The following is a 21,575-nucleotide window of genomic DNA, read 5'->3' as shown; positions in this document are numbered from 1 at the left end:
ATCGTTCAGCTCCTTTTGCGGTTGCGCCATGCTGGCTGCCAGCAAAAACGAGCTGAACGTCTACGTTAAGACGCTTCGCCCGCAACGCGGGTTTCAGGAGGATTCCATGAAACGACTGGCGCTTCTACTGCTGCTGCTTTGCGTCACCTTGCTCAACGGTTGCGCATACACCGGCTATTCCATTTATGACGACCAGCGCCTGATGGGTACCATGTCGGACGACAAGGAACTCTCTGCCAAGATCAAGACTGCCCTGCTGGACGAAAGCTTCTCCGGCGGCTGGTCTGTTGCGGTATACAGTTTTTACGGCCATGTCTTCCTTGTGGGCGAAATACCCGACACCATGCAGGGCAAGGCTGTGACCATAGCCAACCGCTACAAACCCCGCTCGGTCACCACGCACTGGTTTACCCCCGCCACCAGCGACACCAGCAACTTTGTGCTGGCCACCAAGCTGCGCAAAGACCTTATTGCAACCAAGGGGCTTTCTTCCACCCGCATAGATACGGAAGTGAACTCCGGGCGCGTGGTTCTGCTTGGCGTGGTGAGGGATGATACGGAAAAGCAGCTCGCCATCCAGGCCGCACGCGGGGTTGGTGGCGTGACAGGCGTAACAAGCTACCTCATGTTTCCCCAAAAGGCGGGCCAGCTTGATAACATGCAGCCGGAGCATGCCACTGGAGTGAGCCCCATGGACGGCAGCATGGAACCCTCCGGCAGCCCAAGCAGCACGCCGGTTCCCAGCGGAGCAAACAACTCCGGTGGTTCGGGCGATGTGGAGTCGCGCGAGCTGCCCTAGACCCGGCGCAGGCCGCTGATAATTCCAGATCCCCGCAACTGGCAGCTACGCCTCCCCTCCAGCGCATTCCCCTTTGAAATAAAAAGCTTACCGGTGAAAAAGTTCGCCGGTAAGCTTTTTGCGTTTAGATCGCAGAAAAACCCGCCCTAAACGCGAGTCCATGCGCACAATTTGCGCATGGCAAGAAATTTTGCAGCCGCATCGCGCTGCGCTCTAAACCGCACCTGATTGATCTGCAAAGCATTTTTTACAACCAGCGCCACAATATCCGCATCAAGCTGCCTGTTCTCCGCCATGGCCGACATGCAGGCAACCACGCGGGTCAATTCCATGCCGCCCCGGTACGGGCGGCTCTCTGTCAAGGCGGTAAACACATCAGCCACAGCCATAACGCGCATTGGCAAGGTGAGCTTTGCTGCTCCCAGACCATACGGATACCCTTTTCCATCCAGCCTCTCGTGGTGCATTCCCGCCCAATCACAAACACAGTGAAAACCGGGGATTGAATCAAGAAGCTGTATCCCAATCTCGGCATGCTGCTTTATTTCATGCCGTTCTTGATCAGAAAGCGACCCAGGTTTCTCAAGAATATCCACAGGAACCGCCAACTTGCCTATGTCGTGCAAGAGCCCTGCAATGTAGATCGTCAGGTAATCTTCGCTTGATGCCAGACCAGTCAGCTTGAGTATTTCCTGCGCAGTGTGGGCAACGCCGTGTGAATGCGTTGCAGTGAACGGACTTTTTGAGTCAATAATCTGAGAAAACAGATCGCACAAAGTCAAAAGATTCTTGGTCGAAAGGGTGTCTTTGCAAAATTCATTGCTCAAATACGCATTCATCGCCCGGGATGATTGATATGCAGCAATAATGGTTTTGTTTTCTGCCAGTTTTGCAAAGGCATCACGCCAAATGGATGAGAAATTGTCCACTTTCTCAAGCATCGCCGATGCCAGATGGTGAAATTCCACCTCTGGATGGGCGAGCATTTCAGCATCAACCGCATCAGCAAAATAAATGCAGTTTGCCGCTATGGCGTTATCTTCCTGCGGGTTCAGTTCGTTCCACGGAGTCTTTCTGAGCAGAACCATATTGCAAACATCTTCAGGAAGTTTGGCTGTTCGGCAAAAAACCCAGCCAGCCACGCAATAATCTTCTTTTTCAAAAACAAAATTGGCCAGGCCATCCTTCAGCGGGATTGTCCCTATCTCATGCAGCATGCTGGCAATAAGCAGGTATTTTCTTTCCTGATGATCCAGGCCGCAATGCCCTGCTAACACCTGCGCCAGATAGGCCACACGTAGGTTGTGTTCTGTCAGCTTTTTGCAAACAAGCCCAAGCGCCCGCGAAAAACCAGAAAGCAAACTGTAAAGGCGAACTGACTCCATTGGCACCACTCAAGCTAGAGGAGAGAATTTCAGCAAGGTATTTCCGACGCTAACAATCGCGCCGCTTGCTTTTTTTGCAAAACGGGCAGGCAAAGCGGCATCTTTGAGGAGAGAACAAAACCAGCCTGAAGAAGACAAAAAGCTGGATTGATAAGCGAAGCAGTTTTCTGCTTTCAGATGGCGGAGGTGCACCATACGGCGGCGCACCTCCGCAGCAGGCAATGTTCAGCACTCTGGCAAATTGATCCCAATAATCCTTGCAGACCTAGCCGTTGCGCATCTCAGAAATAAGACTTGCAAGCTTGCCCGCCTGCACGGCCAGATCGCTTACGGCCTTGGCAGCTTCGGCCATTCCCTCGGCTGTCTGGCGCGACATTTCATTAACTTCAATGATTGTCTGATTGATTTCTTCGCTGGCGGCAGACTGTTGCTCGCTGGCAGTGGCAATGGCGTTGGCCTGATCGGCTGTAACATCTGCGGTGACAACAATTTCGCTCAGGGCCTGCCCGGAGAGGCTGGCGCTCTCCGTCGCAGTATTGACCTGCTCGACGGCATTATCCATCGAAACAAGGCTTTTCGTGGTACTTTCCTGGATGGAGCGTATCACCCGCCCAACATCTGTTGTTGAAGCCATGGTTTTTTCTGCAAGCTTGCGCACTTCGTCTGCCACCACGGCAAATCCGCGCCCTGCCTCGCCTGCCCGCGCCGCTTCTATGGCAGCATTGAGGGCCAGCAGATTGGTCTGATCGGCGATGTCGGAAATGACCGTCATGATCTGTGAAATATCCTGCGCATGCCCATTCAGTTGCGCCATGTCATCTTTCAGGTCCATTGAGAGGCGGTGCACAAGCTGGATACTTTCCAGCGAGTTGCCCACAATCGTGGCCCCGTGCTCGGCCTTTGCCTTGGTTTCTGCCGATGCGGATGACGCAGCGCCGGCATTCTTGGCAACTTCCTGCACGGTGGCGTTCATCTCGTTCATGGCTGTGGCTGCTTCACCCAGCCGTTGCGCAGTTTGCACTGCGCCCCTGTCGGCCTGTTCTATCTGGGCAGAAAGTTGCGTTGAGGCAGAGCTGACCGCATGGGCTACTTCTTCCAGTTGCGCTGCCGCCACAAGCATTGCGCTGGATTTTGACTGGGCAATCTTGCCGGATTCTTCTGCATTGCGCATGGCCTCTGTGGCCTTTGCAGCCTGATTCTGGGCGTTCAGCGATTCATTGTGCGCCTTCTCCATATGGGCTTTGAGCGATTCAACCATTGAAACAATTGAATCATAGACGCCAATTCTGGCACTGCCGTCAGCGATTTCATAATCCCCATCAACAACGCGGCGGGCCAGCGCATTCAACTGCCCCGGATCTTTGCCCAACTGCCGCATAACACTGCGCGTCAGCAGGTAGGTAATTATTATGCTGATGACGACTGCAATCAGGCTGAGCACCAAACCTGTATTTTTTGCCATTATGCCAAGCGCTATGGCATCAAGCATATTTTCCTTGCTGCTCCGGGTCGTCAGGTTGACAAGCTCCGCGTAGACAGGGGCAAGCTTACGAAACTGGGGGCCATATTCTGCGGAAAACAGGGCAGTTGCCTCATCAAATTTTCCTTCAGCAACAAGTTTTGTCGAATTTCTCCTTACAATTCCCATGTCTGCGGAAATATCGTCGATCTGCCGGATCAGTTTTTTTGCCTGCGCAGCAATGTCGCCATCAAACAACGCTGTATATTCAATATATCTTTTTTGATCTTCGGCGATTTTTTGTAAGGATTCTTTGATTGCTGAGTCATACCGCGCAGCGGCTGAGGCTTCGCGTGCAAGGAGCATTGTTGTTAGATTTGCTCTCACTGTCCAAAAGTTTAGATGCATATCACCAACAGCTATAACAGCAGGAATATATGCCTTATCAACATCATCGATACTTCCATTTAATTTTGAAGTACTGATTATTGATGATGTTGAAATCGCCAGAATCACAACAATCATGCCAGCAAATGACAAGATAAGTTTTGTGGACAACCGCATATTTTGATCCCCGCATCGCGTGCACGTTATTTTTACTGCCCAAAGGGGCATGACCTCACGTCAAAATCTCCAGTCTGCCTTTTTTATTGATGATAATGCTGCATATACATGGACAATAAGATGTATTTCAGCGATATCGACCCGAGCACTATATAAATATATGTACAGGCTCAGCTCACGCCACACCTCTTCATAATGCGCCATTGAATAACTTTTCCTACTTTAATGCACTATGTCATCAATACTGATAAGTAAAATAGTATTTTTGCATGCCGCATGCATACCGCAAATATATGAGTTTAACATTGATTCAACCATTTTCCTGACATATACTGTCATATAAAAAGGCTTATGCACTATGGAATATTGTGCGAAAAATTTCCTAATGCAAAAAAATCTGGATAAAACATTCTACGTTTCAATTTGATGCTTACTTATTGATAGCCACACTCTCAACTGCAAAGACAAGCGCTTGATGCACCAGGTACAACCATGGAAATAAGACATCTTAAGACATTAATGATGGTTGCATCTGCAAGGAGCATTTCAAAAGCATCACACTTATTACACCTGTCTCAGCCATCTGTGACAAGAATAGTGCAAGAAATAGAGACCATTGTAGGATCCCCACTGTTTTCAAGAACAAAAGATGGCATGATTCTCACAAATGATGGAAAAAAATTCTACAAACTCGCCACAAAAATCACCTCGTCGCTTCATAAAACTATATCTGATCTAAAAAATTCACATAAAAAATGCGTTATAAACATTGGATTTTGTCCAAGTATTATGATTTTTGACCTCATTGAACAATTGCGCTACGCAAATTTTAGCATGGATTACATCAGATTTCATGAATTCAATACAAAAAGACAGCTTATAGCGCTAAAGAACAATCAGATTGATATTTCAATCACACGGGGTGCGGACACAGCCCACAGTGAAGGCCTTGAGCAAATAACGCTGCATAAGGCGGAGCTGTTTGCGGTCATTCCGGCTGCGCATCGGCTTTCTGGAAAAAAGACGCTCAATCTGGACGAGATGAAAGACGACCAGTTTGTAACACTGTCTGAAAAGTTCTTTCCATTTTACAACAGCACCATGACTGCCATATGCAAAAATGCCGGGTTCATTCCGCGCATCGGTTTTAGTGCCAATGGATACGTCGCGGCACTGGCAACCATTGCAGCAGGATCATGTGTGGGGATTTTTCCACGCGGAATTGTCAATTCAATCATACCTGGCTATGTATATATCCCCATACGAGCCAGAGATAATTTCATTGATATAACCTGCTATTTGCGGAAGGGCGAAAACAGAAAAGAAGTCATCGACATTATATCAATAATTCGCAATCAATTCTGCAACTTTGGACTGTCAGATATATAACAAAATTATTATTTTCATATCTCTGAATCATCCACGCCAGATGGGCAAAATGGTGAATGCCGCCAGAATACGGCTTTTCCACCATCCACTCCCCATTAGCGGCAGCCTCACAAAAAAATGCTGCCCAGGATCAATCATGACCATCCGGCCAGCTACCACCACTGACATCGGCGACATTTTGCCATCCGCACCAGTGTGGGCGAAAATCACCTGTCGCTGGAGCAGGTTAGACATATGGGTATTACTGAAGAAAGCCTTGGCAGCATTATAAGTGAAAATGAATGCACGTGGATTGCCGAGGCGGAAGGCGTGAATATGGGCTTTGCCGTTGCGGATGCGGAAGACGGCAGCGTTTTTGCGCTTTTTGTGCGGCCGGAGTGGGAGAATAAAGGCGTGGGCAAGCAGTTGCTGGAGAAGCTGGAGGCCTTTTTGCCTGCCCGGCATGAAATGATGTGGCTCGAAACAGATGGAAGTAGCTGCGCCGCTGGATTTTATGCTCACCTGGGGTGGACACGCGCGGCAGAACTGGAAAACGGCGATGCCCGTTTTGAAAAAAGGCGTTAACTATCGGCTGAATATTATATTTTTTTATCAGCCCGCTCCAGCAGCTTCTCGCCCATGCGGCGCAAAACCGGGTTCGGCTCGACTTCAAAATCTTTCCAGTCGGCATCGGCGTAAGCCAGCAAGGCGGCCACAACGTCCAGCGCTTCTTCCGCGCTGTCAACCCATCCGCTGACAGCCCCGTGCAGCATCAGCCCCGGCCCTTCCAGCGGGCCGCGAATACCCAGCACAGGGACTCCAGCCCCTGCGGCCAGCCCCACCTCCACCCCGGCATCCTGCCCGGAAGCGCCGTAATAGATGACCATATCCGCCGTCAGGCAGGCATTGTGGCAAAAGGCGTACACCTCGCCGCCGTCACGGTCGGTATCCATCCAGATGCGGCGTTCGGCGGGGGTCAGCCCTGGCGGGGGCACGGCTTTGTCTGTCCAGTCCAGCATGCAACAGCCCATATTCCGCAGTTCGCGCCCCAAAAGGCGCACGCCGTGCTTGTGTTTGAAAGACCCGGCCACATAGATGGTCAATACAGACATATACCCGAATTCCTTTTACAAATACTGGCAAACACACCCTGAAGGGCAATCAGCTACGGCTAAAACTCTATGCCCGGCGCAGCCTTGACTCCTGTACGCCAGGGGTGCTTGATTTCGGTCATGGAGGTCACAAGGTCTGCAGCATCCACCAGCCACTCAGGTGCACTGCGGCCAGACAGCACCAGATGGCAATCCCTGGCGCGAGCCAGCGCCATGAGCTCTTCCAGCTCCTGCTGTTCAAGAATCCCGGCGCTCAGGGCATACAGGGCTTCATCCAGAACCAGCATGTCGGCCTGCTCAAGCTGCTCATGCGCCCAGCCGAGCACCCTCAGAGCGGCCTCACGGTGCGCGGGGCGCTCTGCATCGGTACGCAAAAAACCCAGCCCTCCGGCAAAAAAGCGCTCTCCCAGCAGTTTGGCAAGCATGGCCTGCTCGCCCGCCTGCCCATCGCGCTTCATAAACTGCCCAAAGGCTACAACCATATTCTGCCCCAGGGCACGCACGGTCTGCCCCACGCAGGCGCTGGTTTTTCCTTTGCCGTCACCTGTATACACAAGAATCATTATTTCCAGACTCCCGGGATCTGCACGCCGCACTTGGGGCACTTGCCTTCTGCGCCCCGCACCCGCGTGTCGTATCCGTTCCGTTCAATAACCAGCGCATTGCATTCTGGACAAAACGTATTGCTGCCCAGAGGGCTGCGCGTGTTCCCTATATAAACGTAATTCAGGCCAGCCTCGCGCCCGATGCGCCAACAGGCTTCAAGTGTTGCCAGCGGCGTGTCCGGATGGTCGATCATCAGGTGCGCGCCGTGAAACCCCGTCACATGCCATGGAGTATCCGGCCCCAGCTCGTCGCGAATAAAAGCCGCCAGCGCTTCCATCTCCGCCTGCCCGTCGTTGAGACCGGGGATGACAAGGGTTGTGACCTCAAGCCACCAGCCAAGCTTCTTGATGGCTTTCAGATTCTCCAGCACAGGCTGAAGATGCCCGCCGCAATATTTGCGGTAAAAGGCCTCGCTGAACGACTTCAGATCCACATTGGCGGCGCAGATGCACCGGCTGAGGGCCGTCAGGCAATCCTTGGACATATAGCCGTTGGTCACAAGCACGCTGCGTATACCCTTTTTGGCCGCCATACCCGCTGTCTCGTACAGCAGCTCAAAAAAGACCGTAGGCTCGTTGTAGGTAAAGGCCAGGGTCTGGGCGTGGTTGGCCAGAGCGTGAGCCAGCAGATCTTCTGGCGCAGCGCGCTTGCCGGGCACAATGCCGCTTTCCGGCACATGGGCTATGTTGTTGTTCTGGCAGAAATGGCAGGAAAAATTGCACCCGGCGCTGCCGACAGAAAAAATCTTGCTGCCGGGTAAAAAATGGTAAAGAGGTTTTTTTTCAATGGGATCCATAGCAGCAGCGGTAACAACCCTGCTGACCAGAGAAACCATTTCCCCCCGCATGTTGACGCGCACCCCGCAAATGCCCTTGGCCCCTTTGCGCAGGCGGCAACGGTGAGCGCACAGGCGGCACACAACAGTGCCGTCAGGCTGAGAATCCCAAAGCGCGGCAAGCATGCTCAACGCCTCTCCCTTCCATCACGGCCCCTGTCGGCGCCGCGCTGGTCATACTGTGAATCGCCCTGACTGCCGGGGCGCGGGTTATACCTGTCGTCTCCCCGCTGGTCATGGCTGTTGTCGCGGGGCCTGCCGGGGCCGCTGTAGCCACCATCGCGCGAATCATGCTGATCGCGGCGCGGGCCGTCGTAACGGCCATCGTGCGGCCTGTCATCATACCGTCGGTTATCATACTGTCGGTCGTCATAGCGCCGATCGTCATAACGCCTGTCATCATGCCGCCTGTCGTCATGGCGAGGCCTGTTATGGTCTGGCTGCGGCGCGGGCTGCCAGATAACCGAAGGCATGTTCTGCTGTCCCGGCCACACAGGGCCGCCGGGTTTGGGCATGGGCCCATACGGATTGGGCCCCCAGTGGTTGCCATCGGGGTAAATCTGCGGGGCCACAAAAAAAGTGCCGTAATTCTGCTGCTCCGGGGGAGCGGGCGGCACGACAGAGGTAATGATGTCGCCAGTCTGCGGATCCCGATACTGGGTCGCGATGCCCCTGTCGTTAAAATTTTCACCCTGGAGCTGCCCCGTGCCTGAAACAACGCTGCCGCCCTGTCCCTGCCAGCTTGGCGCGGGCGCAGGATAAGGCGCATAGCCAGGCCCATAACCTGGCGCATACTCGGGGGCAAAGCCGGGGGCAGGCGCTGGCGGCGGCACGGCCGCAGGATTTGGCACAGGAGCCGCAGAGGGTGCGGGAGCGGGGGCAGGAGCCTCCGCTGGCCCCGGCAGGGAACCAAAAGAGGAATAGGGAGCCATGCCCCCTGCACCGGGCCAGGGGGTCGGCTGCCCGGGGGCGGCAGACTGCAAAGCGGGTGACTGCCCAGCCGCTTGTTGGCCTGGCTGTTGGCCCACCGGTTGCCCAGGCTGCGGGTCAGGATGTTGCGGCGCAGCTGGTTTCTCTACAGATGGCTGGCCTGGCGCAGCAGGCGGCTCAGGCTGGACCGCCTGCACAGGGCCAAGCTTTACACCCGAGACAGGCGCGCGGTATTCCGCAGCGCCATCCGCAGCAAGGGACGCGCCGGAACAAACGAACGTCAGTACGGCGCAGAAAATATACAATCCGGCATATCTACGCATGGCACGCTCCTTACCCCTCCGGCTTTATTCTAGCAGTGGCGGGCGGGCCGGTCTATGAAAAAACACGCGGGCAGGGCCTCAAAAAGTCGCTTGGGGTTTGAAAGAACCTGTGGTATGTAGCGCAGATTCAAAGGAGGCAACGGATGTCCAGCGACCGCGCAAAAGCCTACACTCAGGCAGGCGTTGATATTGAGGCGGGAAACGCTCTTGTTTCACGCATCAAAGGCATGGTTCAGAGCACGCAGACCAGAGGCGTCATTTCCGATATTGGCGGCTTCGGCGGCCTGTTCCGGCCTGACCTCAACGGCATGACCGAACCTGTGCTTGTTTCTTCCACCGATGGTGTGGGAACCAAGCTCAAACTGGCTTTTGCCTGCAACAAGCACGATACTGTGGGCATCGACCTTGTGGCCATGAGTGTCAACGACATTCTGGTTCAGGGTGCCAACCCCCTGTTTTTTCTTGACTACTTTGCCACCGGCAAGCTTGACGTAGAAACCGCCCAGACCGTCATTGGAGGCGTGGCCGAGGGCTGCCGCCAGTCCGGATGCGCCCTGCTTGGCGGTGAAACCGCTGAAATGCCCGACATGTACGCGCCAGGCGAGTATGACCTTGCCGGTTTTTGCGTGGGCATTGTGGATAATGCCAAGCTCATTGACGGCTCCGGCATTCAGGTGGGCGACAAGATCATCGGCATCGCCTCCTCTGGCCTGCACTCCAACGGCTTTTCCCTGGCCCGCAAGGTGCTTGACCAGAGCGGCCTTTCCCTCACCGATCCCTTCCCCGGCGGGGATGGAGCCAGCGTTGGCGATGTGCTGCTGACGCCCACCACCATCTACGTGGAAGCGGTGCGCTCCCTGCTGCGCGATATGAACGTCAAGGGCATGGCCCACATCACCGGCGGCGGCTTTTACGACAACATTCCCCGCGTGCTGCCCGCACAGGTGGAAGCGCGCATTCATTTTGGCAGCTGGCAGATGGCCCCCGTCTTCAACTGGCTCAAGGAAGCGGGCAACCTCAGCTGGCCGGAAATTCTGCAAATATTCAACGGCGGCATCGGCTATGTGCTGGTGGTGCCCGCCGATCAGGCCGAGGAAGCGATCAACCGCATCCAGGCCTTCAAGCTGCGTGCATGGTGCATCGGCGAGATAGCCCGCCGCTCCAAGGATGACGATCAGGAACAGGTCATCATCAATTTCTAGAGCATGCCATTATTTATCTGCTCTAGCCCAGATTATAAAGGGCCGCCCGGCATCACCGGGCGGCCCTTTCGTTTCAAACTGCTTTTCTTTTTCGCATTGCGTTGACATAATCAGCCGTCAATGGCCGCAAGGATACCGCACGGCCCACTTCAGGAGGATATCATGAACAGCGCCATAAGTTGCCTTGGAAACGCCATCTGGTTTTTGTGCGGCGGTATTCTCATGGGCCTTGTGTGGTGGATATACGGGGTGCTCTGCTTTATTTCCATCGTGGGCATTCCCTGGGGCAGGGCATGCTTTGTCATGGGCAACTTCGCCTTTTTCCCCTTTGGCAAAATGCCCGTTGCGCGCGATGTGCTCACTGGCAGGCAGGATGTGGGCACCGGCCCGTGGGGCACGGTAGGCAACATCATCTGGCTTTTGCTGGCTGGCGTGTGGATTGCCCTGGGGCATCTGGTTTCCGCCGTCATGTGCGCGGTAACCATAATCGGCATTCCTTTTGCGTGGCAGCACGTCAAACTGGCGGCGCTGGCCCTCTGCCCCATCGGCAAGACCATTGTACCCGCACCCCTGGCCGATGCTGCCGAGCGCGCCGCCGCAGAGCGAGGCTTCCGCGACGGGCGTTACTAGGCTTCAAGTTGCCGCATCACTGCCTGACCAAAAGTCGCGGAGCTGGCGCAGCTTAGTCAGAGGATTCGCACGCGAACAGTTCTGCCAGTTGCTTTGCATAAAATTTATTCATGTACTCAATGTCGATCCTGGGCGAATCAGCTCCCCGCAGCAGATTGACTACCATTGAGGCCCCCATGATCTGCGCCAGTATCAGCTCTGCCCGCGTGGCGGCCTGTTCACCGGGCAGCACCTCCATGATCTGCTGACGGATGTTGTCGTACGTTTTTGCCATCACGTCCGAAACATTGGGATCCAGCGCAGAAAGGGCCGTGATGCGAAAATCTGTGGCCCATGCACTCTGCGCTCCGCCAGAGAGAATGCTGCCCATGGCCATACTGGTTTTTTCCATAGGCGGCACATCAGGCAGGGCCTCAATGCCTTCTGAATTCAGAATGGACGCCACTTCAAGAAAAAGATTCCTTTTTGAGCCAAAATAGCGGCTGATGAGTGCCGGGTTTACCCCTGCCGCCGCGCCGATTTCCCGTATCCCGACGTTGCCGTAGTTGGCTTTGGCAAAGAGCCGTCGCGCCGCCTGCAAAAGACGGTTTCTGGTTTCTGCGGCATTGCGTTTACGCTGCGGGCCCGTGGCTGGTTTACGTTCAGGAGCCATTGCTATCCCCTATGGTTGCTGCGACTTGACACAGTTGGTTTCATGAGGCTACTTTTGAGCAATCGATTGATTACAGATTTTCCATGAAAAGTGCAATGGCTTTGTTGCACGGAAGGGTTCATGAAAATACGGGGATTGTCGTATCTGGCGACATTAACCATTCTTCTTTTAACGGCTTTTTCTGCCATTGCGGAAGAAGGCAAAAACGACAGCAGCCGCTGGGGATTCAACCTCGGCATTAGCGGCACTGTTTCCACCTCGGAATACAAGGGCGTGGAAAGGCTGGGCACGGCCCTGCCCTTGCTGGGATATGAAGGCGAGTATCTGTATTTGCGGGGATTGAGCGGCGGCGTGCACCTGTTCAAGAACGAATACCATGAAGTCAACGTGCAGCTTTCGTATCTGCCGCAGCATTTTTATGCCTCATGGAGCGACAACTCGGGCATGAAAAAGCTTGATGACCGCTATGCATCGGCCATGGCCGGCATCAACTACCGCTTGCGCACCGAACTTGGCGTGCTGGCAGCCACCCTTTCCACCGATGCGCTGGGTGTGAACAAGGGCGTGATGGCCGATGCCTCCTATTCCTACCCCATCCGCTTTGCCAACATGTCGCTAATTCCCACAGCGGGTGTGCAGTGGACCGACGTGAACTACAACGACTATTATTACGGCGTGAGCAAAAGCGAGGCGCGGGCCAGCGGACTGAGCCACTACTCGCCGGAATCAGCCCTCTCACCATATGCCGAGCTGACGTTACGGGTCGGCCTTACAGAAAGCTGGAGCGCATTTGTGAGTGGTAAAAGCCAGTTTTTAGGACAGGAAATAACCGACAGCCCCATGGTTGAGCGCAACAACAAGTATTCGATGAGCGGGGGCTTTCTTTACGCGTTTTAGAGCATATTGACGTTGTTCCCGGCGGCTTTCCGCCGGGTTATCACCAAGGGCGCTTTCTGAACGGTCGGGAATTGCGGGCCTTTGCCGCGACCTGCACGGCTCTACCGTTCAGAAGCGCAACCGCCCTGGCAAAGATGCCCAGGGCCGAAAGGAACAAGCCTGCCCGCAGCAAAGGCGTTAAGACAGTCTGCCACTGTGGGCAGATTGGCATTGTAATACACGGCTATACCAGCCTCCTGCAAAGCCCGCAGGGGCCGCATGCCCATGCCGCCCGCAAGCAGAGCGCCAACACCAAGACGCAGCAAGGCCTGTACTGGCCCGGCGCAATCCCCGCCCTGATGCATGGGATTGGGCTGAATGTTGACCTCCCCAATCTTGCCGTCCTCCACCCTGGCAAGGGTATAGAACTGACATCGGCCAAAATGCGCGTTGGGCGCAGCATCCGGCCCGCCGGGGGCAATGCTCGGCACAGCTACCACCAGCCCGCCCGGCATGGCATCCTCGCTTTCCGCCCCCCCGGCAGTTGCATCCACAGCGCACACCCCGCCCTCAATGCGCAGGGCCTGCCCCTGCACAAGAGCCTGAGCCACGCTGCGGCGCGCGCGCCGCAAAAGCCTGCCAAAGGTATGCCGCGAAACACCCATGCGGGCTGCGGCGGCATCCATGTTCAGGTCTTCAAAATCAGCCAGCCGCAGGGCTTCCAGGCCATCCAGCGACAGCACAACCTCTTCAAGTTCGTGCAGGGGAATACCGTTGGGCTTGAAACATCTGTTTTTTGGCAGGGCGCTTACGCGCCTGCAATGGCAAGGTCTTGGCATAATTTCCCAGTAATATGGTTTTATTTGAGAATAAGCCAATGCCACGCCTCGCGCAAGTGGCGCAAGCCGTAGCCATGCACATCTGCCGCTCTGCGCATGGCCGAGCCAAAAACGGGAGGGGTAAACCCGGTTCAGGCCCGGCCATGCTTCCCGTGGGCCGGAGGCTGCTTGCGCGCAGGCAGCGCGCGCCCAAGGCGCCGTGCAAACCAAGGGTACGGACAATGGTTTGCGGGAACAGTAAAGCCTGCCGCGCATGCGGCTATTATTTTATCAGGCTTGAAGCTCCGTCAGCAGGCGCGTCACGCGGCGCGCATCTTCTGCTGCAGGAGAGGTTGGCAGCGAGGCAAGAATGCCCAGACCTTCCATGACGTCATGGAAAACATCTTCCGGCATATCGCTGACAACCGCCGTATGCACCAGTGCGTTCACACGCATGATGTCGATGACATCCTGCTTCGCCTGCTCCTGCGAGGCGGAATCCAGCACCACCAGCGCTGGGGCATGCCCCTGGACGCTTTTTTTGCAGGCTTCTGCATCGGCAACTGTCGTTACGGCGCAGCCCTGACGCTCAAGCTCCTCCACAAAGGCGGCAAAAACTGCGGGCCGCCCTGTCTGCAACAGAATGGAGCGTTTCATAACGGTTTAATGCCCGCCGCCGCAGGTATGCTCGGGGGTGAACTCCGTCAGTTTGCCCTGGCAAAATGCCTGCACGGCCATGCCCACGGTGGGCTGGTTGCCTGCAAAATACACGCTGATGCCCATCTGGTTGAAGCCCATGAGGGGGCGCATGCCCATGCCGCCAGCCAGAAGCGCATTGACGCCGTGGGAGGCCAGATACTGCACAGGAGCCATGCACCCGCCCTGCTGGTGCGGGATGGATTCAAGGGTGGACTGGGCAGCGACCTGACCGTTTTCCAGTTCCACGATGGTGTAAATGTCGCAATGTCCAAAATGCATACCCATGCCGGAATCCATGCCGCCGGGCATTTGAGAAGGAATTGCCAGAATAGTCTTGCTCATGATGCTTTCCTTTTACAGGTGTTTTATGTCGCCCTGCCGCCCCGGTTGCGATGCCAGAGAGCACACGCGCTCCCAGGCTGCTGCCAGAGTTTCGGCCAGGGGTTTGGTAAGGGGTGAAATTTCTTCGGTCAGGGCCTGCCGCCGCACCATGGCCTGCGTGACCAGCGGGCTGAAGGGCAACTCGCCCACCACATGGTGCCCGCCCTCATCGGCCACTGCGTGTATGCGGGCCACCTCATCCGCGTTCAGGTCGGCCTTGTTGGTGAGCACCGCCACGGGAATACGGAAATGCGCGCACAGCTCCGCCACACGGGCAAAGTCATGCCGCCCCGAAGGCGTTGGCTCAACAACCGCCACGGCCAAGGCCGCGCCGGAAAGGGAGCTGATCACAGGGCAGCCAACACCCGGCGATCCATCGCACAGCACAAGGTCTGCGCCCATTTGGGTTGCCTTGTCCCGGGCCTGACGCTTGAGCAGGGCCACAAGCCGTCCCGAATTTTCCTGCCCTGGGTCTAGCTGCGCATGCACAAAGGGGCCAAAACGGGTGTCGCTGACATACCACACGCCACAGCGCCGTTCGGGAAATTCCACAGCGTGCGCAGGGCAAAGCTTGTGGCACACGCCGCAGCCTTCACAGCCCAGTTCGTCTATGGAGTACACGCCATCTTTAAACCGCACCGCGTCAAAGCGGCACAGCTCGGCACAACGCCCGCAGGCTGTGCACAGGTCAGGATTGATGCGGGCCGTATTGCCGGAAATAAAAACTTCCTTCTGCTGCACCTGCGGATTCAGCAGAATGTGCATGTCCGGCACGTCCACATCCAGGTCGCAGAGTACTGCCTTTTGCCCCTGCGCATGGGCCAGTGCGGCAAATGCGGCGCAGACGGTGGTTTTTCCCGTACCGCCCTTGCCGCTGATAACAACTATCTCACGCATTGTTGGCCCCCTTGGCAAACTCCCGCAGTCTGGAGGCAAGTTCTGCAATGCGCTGCCGCCATTCCTGGCCCGTCGCGCCCTGCGCTTCCGTGGGGGGCAAGCCGTGGGCATAGGCGTGGGCGGCCTCGCGCTGGAAGGGCAGTTCTGCCAGTATGGGCAGTTTTGCACCCGCACACCATGCGCGCAGCTCATTCTCGCAATCGGCGTTGCCTTCCATGCCCACGCGGTTCATCACCACGGCAACGGGCCGCCCCAACTGCGCAAAAGCCGCGTGCGCCAGCTTGAAATCATAAAAGCCAAAAGGCGTTGGTTCCGCCACCAGCAACACGGCATCCGCGCCACGCGCCGCTGTCATGGCCGGGCAGCTTACGCCGGGGGGGGCGTCCATGAGCACGTCAGCCGGATGCCCCGCAAGCAGCTCTGCCAGCTTGCGTTCCTGCGCGCGCAGGAGCGGCGGAGTCATGGCCTCTCCCACGCGGGTACGGCCCATGAGGAAGGGCATTGTTTTACCGCCAGCGGATACAGAACCCAGCAACAAGGCGCCAAGCTCCCGCTGCGCCACGCGCAGCGCCTGTTCCGGGCACACCTCAAAACAGCCGCCGCAGCCGTGGCACATATCCTGAAAATACATGGGCTTTGCGCCCATCATGGCAATGGCCCCGTAGGAACACATGGGGCGGCATGCGCCGCAGCCCGTGCATTTTTCCTCCACCAGTTCCGGCACTTCAAGATATACCGGTTCCGGCTCAGCGAGGTTCGGGTGCAGCAAAAGGTGCAGATTGGGCGCTTCCACGTCCGCATCCACAAGCAGCAGATCGCGCTCCCACTGTCCGGCAAGGCAGGCGGTCACGGTGGTCTTTCCTGCGCCGCCCTTGCCGCTGGCAATCACAATACGCATAAGGGCCTACTTGTTGGGAGCCGTGGCCGGGCTGACCGAGCCATCGGCAAGGCAGCGCACGGCTTCGCCCACGCTGCGGTTGTCCATGTCCTGATACACGTCCAGCCCCGCCGCCTTGAGGGCCGTAAAAGCCTTGGGGCCCACATAGCCGCTCATGACGGCCTGCGCGCCAAGACCCGCAAGCCGCTCCGCAGTCTGAATGCCAGCGCCCTGCGCCGCCGCCTGCGATGCGCCGTTGTCCACATAATCTGCCTGCATGGTGTCCATATCCACGATCACAAACCCGCCAGCCCTGCCGAACCGCGGATCAACCTGCGATTCCAGCCCCGGCCCTTCGCTTGAAACGGCTACTTTCATGGCTACTCCCTTGCTCGTTATTTTTGCTCAAATGAGCATAATCCTGTACGCAAAAATGTCAACACCATAAAAAATCCGCCGCACCAACTTTTGCTGACACGGCGGACATGCCGCCACAAGGCGGCCCGGGGGGGAATGTAGAAACTACTTGAGTACGTAATGATCCAGAGGCTTTACCCTGTAGCTGTTGACCGGCATAAGGTCTGTGGTCACATAGCCCGGCGCGGCGTTGATAAGGTCTGGTATGCGGTTGACGATGGTGGCGCAGGTCAGTTCCACCGTGGCGGGGCGGGTAATGACCACCTGCGTATCCGGCTCGCCCATGAGCGTCCAGTCATTGCGGTCAACCTCGCCGGGGGCGTAAACCTTGCCCACGCATTCGCTCTCGATGACGATGCCCTCCGCCGTTTCCGTGGTCACCACGGCAGACATGCCCGTGGCGTGCCCGGCAGGGATGGTCATGCCCAGCGTTTCAGAGCGCAGCTCGGCGCTGTGGGTCTGGGGCACGCACTTCTGCACCTGGCTTTTGACCGTAAGGCCCAGACGCTCCGCCAGCCAGCCGTTGACGTTCCACATATAGGAGGGCAAAAACTCGCCGCGCTCGATCAACTGCTGGCGCTCGGCGGGCGAAATGGCATCCGCCGAGGCAATTTCCTTCTCAAAGGCGGTCAGGTCAAGCCCCGCGCCGTGAACCTTGGCAAGGGCGATGCCGTAGTCTTCCACATTGTAGCTAGAGCTGCCCTTGATCTTGCTGATGGTGTGCATGGCCCCGGCCAGGGTGGCAATCAGGTTGCCCCAGAACACGTCCTGATAGCCGGAACCGCAAACCGTGCAGCCCGTTTTTTTCGCCATTGCGTCCACCTCGCAGGTGATGGCGGGCGAAGAATTCATGGGAAAGATGGCTTCTTCATTGGTGGTGATGGCGTTGACGCCGTTTCTGGCGCAGACCATGAGGGCATCCACAATGTCGCGCATGAGGCTCATGGTAGTGATGATGCAGGCATCGGGCTTAAGTGCGGCCAGCACCTTGTCGGCCTCATCCGCGTGATGCACCACAACGCCCCGCTCCGGCCCGCCAATGATTGCACTGATATCCCGGCCGATCACTGCGGGGTTCACGTCAAAGGCAGCTACGATTTCCGCGCCTTTTTCGTACACGTATCGCATGGAATACTTGGACATTTTTCCGCAACCATACTGGGCAATCCGCAATTTGCTCATGAGTTTCCTCCTGGTTTGGAATGCGCGCAACCTGAAATACGCTTTCAGTTCTACCATACGCGCCGCTTGTGAAAAAACAAGCATGTCACGGATTGAAAAAACTAGCGCTTTGGCAGCCTCACGCCCAAAGCCACTGCAAGGCCTGCCACAATGGCGGCAGCCCCCGCCACATCGGCGGGCAGGGTGGGCACGCCCAGCAACAAAGCTGAAAGGGCCAGTCCGCTCAGGGGATTGAGCATGTTATACGCAGCCGCAGTGGATGCCCCTTGCGTACGGATGAGCAACAGCCACAGGGCCATGCCCAGCAGGCTCACCACAGCAAGCCAGCCCAGCGCCAGCAGGGCCGGAATGGAAACCGCAAGAGGCGTCACGCTGCTCTGTATGGCAGCTGGGGCAAAACAAAACATGGCGCAGACTGACATCCAGAAATTTACGGGCAGCAGCGGCATGTTGCTGTATCTGCCGCGAAAGAGCACCGCACCTAAGGAAAAAGCCACAGTTGCCCCGGCAGCCAGCAGCAGTCCCTGAACGGCCCCGCCCTCAAGCTTGCCCACGCCCACCATGAGCACAATGCCAGCCAGCGACAGGCCAAAGCCCAGCAGCTTTGCCGCGCTAAACGATTCCAGCCCGCGCGCAACGCCAAGCATAAGAGTGACAAAGGGCGAACAGGACACAATGACCACAACCCAGGGCGGCGAGACCAGTTGCAGGGCGGAGAAACTCAGCCCCAGATAGGCCACGTTGTTCAGCAAGCCGAGCACAAGTCCAGCCCGCAGCGCCCTGCCTGCCTGCGGCCCCCACAGGCTTTTGCCGCACAAGAGGCCAAGCACAAAAACGGTGCCCACAAAGCGGTAAAACAGGCTTACGAATGGCCCCATTTCCGTCACCACAATCTTGCCCGCCACAAAAGCTGAACTCCAGATAACGCTAAAGCACACGCCCGCAGCCACGTGCCGCCAGTTCAGACGCTTTTGGACCGTGCTTGCCGCGCTTCCGTTCCCCAATCCTGGCCCGTGCGCTTCCAGCGGCCTTTCCACACTTGCTGTTTTTCCCATTTTTCACCCCTACCCCTTGCAGCAATATAATTGCGTCCACAGTAGGCGGGGGCTTGATAATTTGTAAAATTTATTTTTATCATGAACAAATCATTTCATCTTATTTTAAGGTGGTCAGCAGCTATGGAACTCCCGGCAGACACGCGCAGTATTACCCTTGAGCATATGCGGGCTTTTATTGCCGTGGCCCATTGCCGCAGCTTTCAGAAAGCCGGGGAGCAGCTCTGCCGCAGCCAGTCGGCGGTGACTCAATCTGTCAAAAGGCTGGAGGCGCACCTCAACTGCACTTTGGTGGAGAGAGGCAACGGGCACACCTTTGGCCTTACCACGGCTGGGCAACGCCTGCTGCCGGAACTGGAGGATATTCTGCTGCGCTTTGACGCGGTGCTGCGCGCAGCCCGGCAACCTGAATTGCGGGGGCGCATAACGGTGGGGATTCCGCCAAGTTTCAGCACGGTGGAATTGCAGGCTGCCGTGGCCCGCCTGCTGGCCCTGAACCCTGACCTTCAGATCGGCGTCATCTCGGCCATGTCTGCGGATATTGACCGCATGCTGGCGGACGGAATTCTCGATGTGGCCCTGATCAACCAGTACCGCTTTGACAGCAGCCACGCGGCCGAGGGCATATTCGAGGTGTTGGCGCAGCAGCCCCTGCACTGGGCCAGCGGCGGGCACATTGAGCTTGCGCCGACCATGCCGGTGCCCCTGGCCACCTACAGCGAGGGCAGCCCCTGGCGCGCCGCCACGCTGGAAAGCCTCAACGCAGCCGGACGGCCCTACGATTTTGCCTATGTGAGCGCCTCGTACGAAAGCCTGTGCAGCTCGGTGCTAGCGGGTTTTGGCATAACCGCGCTGCCCGATTGGGATATGGACGGACGCTTTGTCATCCTTGACGGCACGTGCGCTCTGCCGCCCCTGCCGCAGGTGCGAACAGTGCTTAAAACAGCCACGTCCAGCCCGGTGCTGCGGCAGTTTTGCGACTTCATCATGCAATTGCCGTTTTTTAAAAACCTGCGCCCTCGGGCCTGAGCGCCGCACGCAAAAAGCCCCCGAATCCTGAGATCCGGGGGCCTGAATCAGCTATGAACTCCGCCGCAGAGCGGCATGTACAAGGGTTTGTTAACACTATGAGCAATTTTGTTCTCTGCCAAGGAAGGAAGCCTTTTTATGAAGGGAGTGTACTCGCTTTAGCCGTTGCGACGAAGGAAGCTACGGCTAAAGACAGCAGAGCTCCGGTACTCGACCGAAATAAAAAGGTTTCCTGACGCAGACAGAGGGCAAAAGAGCCATAGTGCACAGGCCCTAGCCTCTGTCTTCCAGCGCCGCCACGGAGGGCAACACCTTGCCTTCCAGCAGTTCCAGCGATGCGCCGCCGCCGGTGGAAATATAGCCCATCTTTTCGGACAGGCCGTACTTTTCCACCGCAGCCACGGAGTCACCGCCGCCCACCACCACAAAGGCTTTGGAATCAGCAAGATAGTGCGCCAGTTCCTTGGTGCCTTCGCCAAAGGGATCAGTTTCAAACGCGCCCACAGGGCCGTTCCACACTACCGTGGCAACCTTGGACAGCAGTTTTTTGTACTGTGCAATCGTGTCGCGGCCAACGTCCAGAATCATCTGGTCGGCGGGCACGTCGCCCACGGCGCGGGTGGTAGCCGCCTGACCGGGGGCCAGTTCCTCGGCGGTCACAACATCCACGGGCAGGGGCAGTTCTCTGTTAAGATTCTTGGCCTGCTCCATGATACGCTTGGCGTCCGTTACCAGATCTTCCTCGTACAGCGACTTGCCGACCATGTACCCGGCAGCCGCAAGGAAGGTATTGGCAATGCCGCCGCCCACGATAAGCACGTCCACTTTTTCCAGCAGATTTTCCAGCAGGGCCAGCTTGGTGGACACCTTGGAGCCGCCGATGATGGCAGCAAGCGGGCGGGCAGGATTGTTCAGCACCTTGGCAAAGGCATCCAGCTCCGCCTGAAGCAGCGGCCCGGCGCAGGCAACCTTGGCAACGCGCACCGCACCCTCGGTGGAGGCATGCGCGCGGTGGGCCGCCCCAAAGGCGTCCATCACATATACATCGCCCAGGGCGGCAAGCTGCGCGGCCAGAGCGGGGTCGTTCTTTTTCTCGCCCTTGAGAAAACGCACATTCTCAAGCAGGGTCACCGCACCGGGAGCCGCCTTGGCTTCTTCCAGCGTGGCGGCGAGGGCAACAGGTTTGCCCAGCAGCTCGGAAAGGCGGGCGGCCACGGGCTTGAGGGAGAACTGCTCTTCATACTGCCCTTCCGTGGGGCGGCCCAGATGCGAAAGCAGCACCACGCCCGCGCCTTTTTCAAGGGCCGTGGTAATGGTGGGCAACGAAGCGCGGATGCGCTTGTCGTTGGATACCTGTCCGTCCTTCATGGGCACGTTCAGGTCTTCGCGAATCACAACGGTTTTGCCGGTCAGGTCCAGATCCTGCATTTTCTTGATGGGCATATGCGTTCTCCCTGTAAGAGGATTTGCTTCGTTCTG

The 21,575-nt window shown here is 56.9% G+C and carries 24 protein-coding genes; 7 read left to right on the top strand and 17 right to left on the bottom strand.

The window, feature by feature from the left end:
• Positions 1-106 precede the first annotated feature (106 nt).
• Positions 107-799 carry a BON domain-containing protein gene (locus ACUZ9Q_RS02180; RefSeq protein ID WP_308583715.1) on the top strand — a complete coding sequence of 231 codons (693 nt, stop codon included), beginning with the start codon at positions 107-109 and terminating at the stop codon, positions 797-799.
• Between the two features lie 146 nt (positions 800-945).
• Here ACUZ9Q_RS02180 and ACUZ9Q_RS02175 read toward each other — a convergent pair whose 3' ends face one another.
• The 3 genes from ACUZ9Q_RS02175 to ACUZ9Q_RS02165 all read right to left on the bottom strand — a co-directional run bounded on the left by ACUZ9Q_RS02175 (position 946) and on the right by ACUZ9Q_RS02165 (position 4,207).
• Entirely contained in the window at positions 946-2,184 is a 1,239-nt protein-coding gene (locus ACUZ9Q_RS02175) for an HD domain-containing phosphohydrolase (RefSeq protein WP_449247234.1), read from the bottom strand.
• A gap of 9 nt (positions 2,185-2,193) precedes the next feature.
• Positions 2,194-2,379 (bottom strand): hypothetical protein, encoded by a 186-nt coding sequence (locus ACUZ9Q_RS02170; protein ID WP_227119484.1) that lies wholly within the window; start codon positions 2,377-2,379, stop codon positions 2,194-2,196.
• 70 nt (positions 2,380-2,449) lie between these two features.
• The gene (locus tag ACUZ9Q_RS02165) at positions 2,450-4,207 is read right to left on the bottom strand and encodes a methyl-accepting chemotaxis protein (protein ID WP_449247233.1); all 1,758 of its coding nucleotides are present in this window, start codon (positions 4,205-4,207) and stop codon (positions 2,450-2,452) included.
• Between the two features lie 492 nt (positions 4,208-4,699).
• Between ACUZ9Q_RS02165 and ACUZ9Q_RS02160 the strand changes: the two genes are divergently transcribed.
• Together ACUZ9Q_RS02160 and ACUZ9Q_RS02155 are read left to right on the top strand one after the other, a co-directional pair.
• Complete coding sequence (locus ACUZ9Q_RS02160) at positions 4,700-5,596, top strand: LysR family transcriptional regulator (RefSeq protein ID WP_215648775.1); 897 nt, start codon at positions 4,700-4,702, stop codon at positions 5,594-5,596.
• Positions 5,597-5,830: 234 nt separating this feature from the next.
• On the top strand, positions 5,831-6,160 hold the full coding sequence (locus tag ACUZ9Q_RS02155; protein WP_449247232.1) for a GNAT family N-acetyltransferase: 330 nt from the start codon (positions 5,831-5,833) through the stop codon (positions 6,158-6,160).
• 14 nt (positions 6,161-6,174) lie between these two features.
• On the opposite strand, the gene ACUZ9Q_RS02150 is transcribed toward ACUZ9Q_RS02155, so the two are convergent.
• Genes ACUZ9Q_RS02150 through ACUZ9Q_RS02135 form a run of 4 tightly spaced genes read right to left on the bottom strand, consistent with a single transcriptional unit; the run spans position 6,175 to position 9,060 of the window.
• A complete protein-coding gene (locus ACUZ9Q_RS02150) occupies positions 6,175-6,687 on the bottom strand; it encodes a translation initiation factor 2 (protein WP_297144642.1) in 513 nt (170 codons plus the stop codon).
• Between the two features lie 59 nt (positions 6,688-6,746).
• Entirely contained in the window at positions 6,747-7,250 is a 504-nt protein-coding gene (locus tag ACUZ9Q_RS02145) for a cob(I)yrinic acid a,c-diamide adenosyltransferase (protein ID WP_192112342.1), read from the bottom strand.
• Entirely contained in the window at positions 7,250-8,254 is a 1,005-nt protein-coding gene (gene amrS, locus ACUZ9Q_RS02140; protein ID WP_215648768.1) for an AmmeMemoRadiSam system radical SAM enzyme, read from the bottom strand. Before amrS ends, ACUZ9Q_RS02145 begins: the two co-directional genes overlap by 1 nt.
• 2 nt (positions 8,255-8,256) lie before the next feature.
• Entirely contained in the window at positions 8,257-9,060 is an 804-nt protein-coding gene (locus ACUZ9Q_RS02135) for a hypothetical protein (protein WP_215648766.1), read from the bottom strand.
• Positions 9,061-9,524: 464 nt separating this feature from the next.
• Between ACUZ9Q_RS02135 and purM the strand changes: the two genes are divergently transcribed.
• Together purM and ACUZ9Q_RS02125 are read left to right on the top strand one after the other, a co-directional pair.
• Positions 9,525-10,583, top strand: a complete 1,059-nt coding sequence (gene purM / locus ACUZ9Q_RS02130; protein WP_192112339.1) for a phosphoribosylformylglycinamidine cyclo-ligase — start codon at positions 9,525-9,527, stop codon at positions 10,581-10,583.
• 162 nt (positions 10,584-10,745) lie between these two features.
• Positions 10,746-11,213, top strand: a complete 468-nt coding sequence (locus ACUZ9Q_RS02125; protein ID WP_192112338.1) for a YccF domain-containing protein — start codon at positions 10,746-10,748, stop codon at positions 11,211-11,213.
• Between the two features lie 52 nt (positions 11,214-11,265).
• Here ACUZ9Q_RS02125 and ACUZ9Q_RS02120 read toward each other — a convergent pair whose 3' ends face one another.
• A complete protein-coding gene (locus ACUZ9Q_RS02120) occupies positions 11,266-11,865 on the bottom strand; it encodes a TetR/AcrR family transcriptional regulator (RefSeq protein WP_192112337.1) in 600 nt (199 codons plus the stop codon).
• Between the two features lie 120 nt (positions 11,866-11,985).
• On the opposite strand from ACUZ9Q_RS02120, the gene ACUZ9Q_RS02115 reads away from it, so the two are divergent.
• The gene (locus ACUZ9Q_RS02115; protein WP_449247231.1) at positions 11,986-12,762 is read left to right on the top strand and encodes a MipA/OmpV family protein; all 777 of its coding nucleotides are present in this window, start codon (positions 11,986-11,988) and stop codon (positions 12,760-12,762) included.
• 101 nt (positions 12,763-12,863) lie between these two features.
• Here ACUZ9Q_RS02115 and ACUZ9Q_RS02110 read toward each other — a convergent pair whose 3' ends face one another.
• From ACUZ9Q_RS02110 to ACUZ9Q_RS02075, 8 genes are all read right to left on the bottom strand, one after another.
• A complete protein-coding gene (locus tag ACUZ9Q_RS02110) occupies positions 12,864-13,580 on the bottom strand; it encodes a DUF134 domain-containing protein (RefSeq protein WP_192112335.1) in 717 nt (238 codons plus the stop codon).
• Positions 13,581-13,850: 270 nt separating this feature from the next.
• The gene (locus ACUZ9Q_RS02105) at positions 13,851-14,216 is read right to left on the bottom strand and encodes a response regulator receiver protein (protein ID WP_215647981.1); all 366 of its coding nucleotides are present in this window, start codon (positions 14,214-14,216) and stop codon (positions 13,851-13,853) included.
• 6 nt (positions 14,217-14,222) lie between these two features.
• Positions 14,223-14,600 (bottom strand): NifB/NifX family molybdenum-iron cluster-binding protein, encoded by a 378-nt coding sequence (locus ACUZ9Q_RS02100; protein WP_192112333.1) that lies wholly within the window; start codon positions 14,598-14,600, stop codon positions 14,223-14,225.
• Positions 14,601-14,612: 12 nt separating this feature from the next.
• On the bottom strand, positions 14,613-15,536 hold the full coding sequence (locus tag ACUZ9Q_RS02095) for an ATP-binding protein (protein WP_227118253.1): 924 nt from the start codon (positions 15,534-15,536) through the stop codon (positions 14,613-14,615).
• Entirely contained in the window at positions 15,529-16,434 is a 906-nt protein-coding gene (locus ACUZ9Q_RS02090) for a nucleotide-binding protein (protein WP_449247230.1), read from the bottom strand. The genes ACUZ9Q_RS02095 and ACUZ9Q_RS02090 overlap by 8 nt, the downstream gene beginning before the upstream one ends.
• A 6-nt stretch (positions 16,435-16,440) precedes the next feature.
• The gene (locus ACUZ9Q_RS02085) at positions 16,441-16,791 is read right to left on the bottom strand and encodes a NifB/NifX family molybdenum-iron cluster-binding protein (RefSeq protein WP_227118255.1); all 351 of its coding nucleotides are present in this window, start codon (positions 16,789-16,791) and stop codon (positions 16,441-16,443) included.
• A gap of 144 nt (positions 16,792-16,935) precedes the next feature.
• The gene (locus tag ACUZ9Q_RS02080; RefSeq protein ID WP_227118256.1) at positions 16,936-18,012 is read right to left on the bottom strand and encodes an NAD(P)H-dependent amine dehydrogenase family protein; all 1,077 of its coding nucleotides are present in this window, start codon (positions 18,010-18,012) and stop codon (positions 16,936-16,938) included.
• Between the two features lie 101 nt (positions 18,013-18,113).
• Positions 18,114-19,067: a DMT family transporter gene (locus ACUZ9Q_RS02075; RefSeq protein WP_215647977.1), complete on the bottom strand. Its 954-nt coding sequence runs from the start codon at positions 19,065-19,067 to the stop codon at positions 18,114-18,116.
• A gap of 123 nt (positions 19,068-19,190) precedes the next feature.
• On the opposite strand from ACUZ9Q_RS02075, the gene ACUZ9Q_RS02070 reads away from it, so the two are divergent.
• Positions 19,191-20,096, top strand: a complete 906-nt coding sequence (locus tag ACUZ9Q_RS02070) for a LysR family transcriptional regulator (RefSeq protein WP_449247229.1) — start codon at positions 19,191-19,193, stop codon at positions 20,094-20,096.
• Between the two features lie 273 nt (positions 20,097-20,369).
• On the opposite strand, the gene ACUZ9Q_RS02065 is transcribed toward ACUZ9Q_RS02070, so the two are convergent.
• Entirely contained in the window at positions 20,370-21,539 is a 1,170-nt protein-coding gene (locus ACUZ9Q_RS02065; RefSeq protein WP_192112326.1) for a phosphoglycerate kinase, read from the bottom strand.
• Positions 21,540-21,575 lie beyond the last annotated feature (36 nt).

This window comes from Desulfovibrio desulfopostgatei, from assembly GCF_053570645.1.
This window is presented reverse-complemented; position numbering and strand designations above follow the sequence as displayed.

Excerpts from the sequence above, each read along its gene's own strand:
- ACUZ9Q_RS02075 (WP_215647977.1), bottom strand. The coding sequence starts at position 19,067 with ATGGGAAAAACAGCAAGTGTGGAAAGGCCGCTGGAAGCGCACGGGCCA.
- ACUZ9Q_RS02065 (WP_192112326.1), bottom strand. The coding sequence starts at position 21,539 with ATGCCCATCAAGAAAATGCAGGATCTGGACCTGACCGGCAAAACCGTT.
- ACUZ9Q_RS02070 (WP_449247229.1), top strand. The coding sequence starts at position 19,191 with ATGGAACTCCCGGCAGACACGCGCAGTATTACCCTTGAGCATATGCGG.
- ACUZ9Q_RS02175 (WP_449247234.1), bottom strand. The coding sequence starts at position 2,184 with ATGGAGTCAGTTCGCCTTTACAGTTTGCTTTCTGGTTTTTCGCGGGCG.
- ACUZ9Q_RS02150 (WP_297144642.1), bottom strand. The coding sequence starts at position 6,687 with ATGTCTGTATTGACCATCTATGTGGCCGGGTCTTTCAAACACAAGCAC.
- ACUZ9Q_RS02125 (WP_192112338.1), top strand. The coding sequence starts at position 10,746 with ATGAACAGCGCCATAAGTTGCCTTGGAAACGCCATCTGGTTTTTGTGC.
- ACUZ9Q_RS02090 (WP_449247230.1), bottom strand. The coding sequence starts at position 16,434 with ATGCGTATTGTGATTGCCAGCGGCAAGGGCGGCGCAGGAAAGACCACC.
- ACUZ9Q_RS02145 (WP_192112342.1), bottom strand. The coding sequence starts at position 7,250 with ATGATTCTTGTGTATACAGGTGACGGCAAAGGAAAAACCAGCGCCTGC.
- ACUZ9Q_RS02155 (WP_449247232.1), top strand. The coding sequence starts at position 5,831 with ATGGGTATTACTGAAGAAAGCCTTGGCAGCATTATAAGTGAAAATGAA.
- ACUZ9Q_RS02120 (WP_192112337.1), bottom strand. The coding sequence starts at position 11,865 with ATGGCTCCTGAACGTAAACCAGCCACGGGCCCGCAGCGTAAACGCAAT.
- ACUZ9Q_RS02115 (WP_449247231.1), top strand. The coding sequence starts at position 11,986 with ATGAAAATACGGGGATTGTCGTATCTGGCGACATTAACCATTCTTCTT.
- ACUZ9Q_RS02095 (WP_227118253.1), bottom strand. The coding sequence starts at position 15,536 with ATGCGTGAGATAGTTGTTATCAGCGGCAAGGGCGGTACGGGAAAAACC.
- ACUZ9Q_RS02105 (WP_215647981.1), bottom strand. The coding sequence starts at position 14,216 with ATGAAACGCTCCATTCTGTTGCAGACAGGGCGGCCCGCAGTTTTTGCC.
- ACUZ9Q_RS02080 (WP_227118256.1), bottom strand. The coding sequence starts at position 18,012 with ATGAGCAAATTGCGGATTGCCCAGTATGGTTGCGGAAAAATGTCCAAG.
- ACUZ9Q_RS02180 (WP_308583715.1), top strand. The coding sequence starts at position 107 with ATGAAACGACTGGCGCTTCTACTGCTGCTGCTTTGCGTCACCTTGCTC.
- ACUZ9Q_RS02165 (WP_449247233.1), bottom strand. The coding sequence starts at position 4,207 with ATGCGGTTGTCCACAAAACTTATCTTGTCATTTGCTGGCATGATTGTT.
- ACUZ9Q_RS02110 (WP_192112335.1), bottom strand. The coding sequence starts at position 13,580 with ATGCCAAGACCTTGCCATTGCAGGCGCGTAAGCGCCCTGCCAAAAAAC.
- purM (WP_192112339.1), top strand. The coding sequence starts at position 9,525 with ATGTCCAGCGACCGCGCAAAAGCCTACACTCAGGCAGGCGTTGATATT.
- ACUZ9Q_RS02135 (WP_215648766.1), bottom strand. The coding sequence starts at position 9,060 with ATGGCTCCCTATTCCTCTTTTGGTTCCCTGCCGGGGCCAGCGGAGGCT.
- ACUZ9Q_RS02085 (WP_227118255.1), bottom strand. The coding sequence starts at position 16,791 with ATGAAAGTAGCCGTTTCAAGCGAAGGGCCGGGGCTGGAATCGCAGGTT.
- ACUZ9Q_RS02170 (WP_227119484.1), bottom strand. The coding sequence starts at position 2,379 with ATGGTGCACCTCCGCCATCTGAAAGCAGAAAACTGCTTCGCTTATCAA.
- ACUZ9Q_RS02160 (WP_215648775.1), top strand. The coding sequence starts at position 4,700 with ATGGAAATAAGACATCTTAAGACATTAATGATGGTTGCATCTGCAAGG.
- amrS (WP_215648768.1), bottom strand. The coding sequence starts at position 8,254 with ATGCTTGCCGCGCTTTGGGATTCTCAGCCTGACGGCACTGTTGTGTGC.
- ACUZ9Q_RS02100 (WP_192112333.1), bottom strand. The coding sequence starts at position 14,600 with ATGAGCAAGACTATTCTGGCAATTCCTTCTCAAATGCCCGGCGGCATG.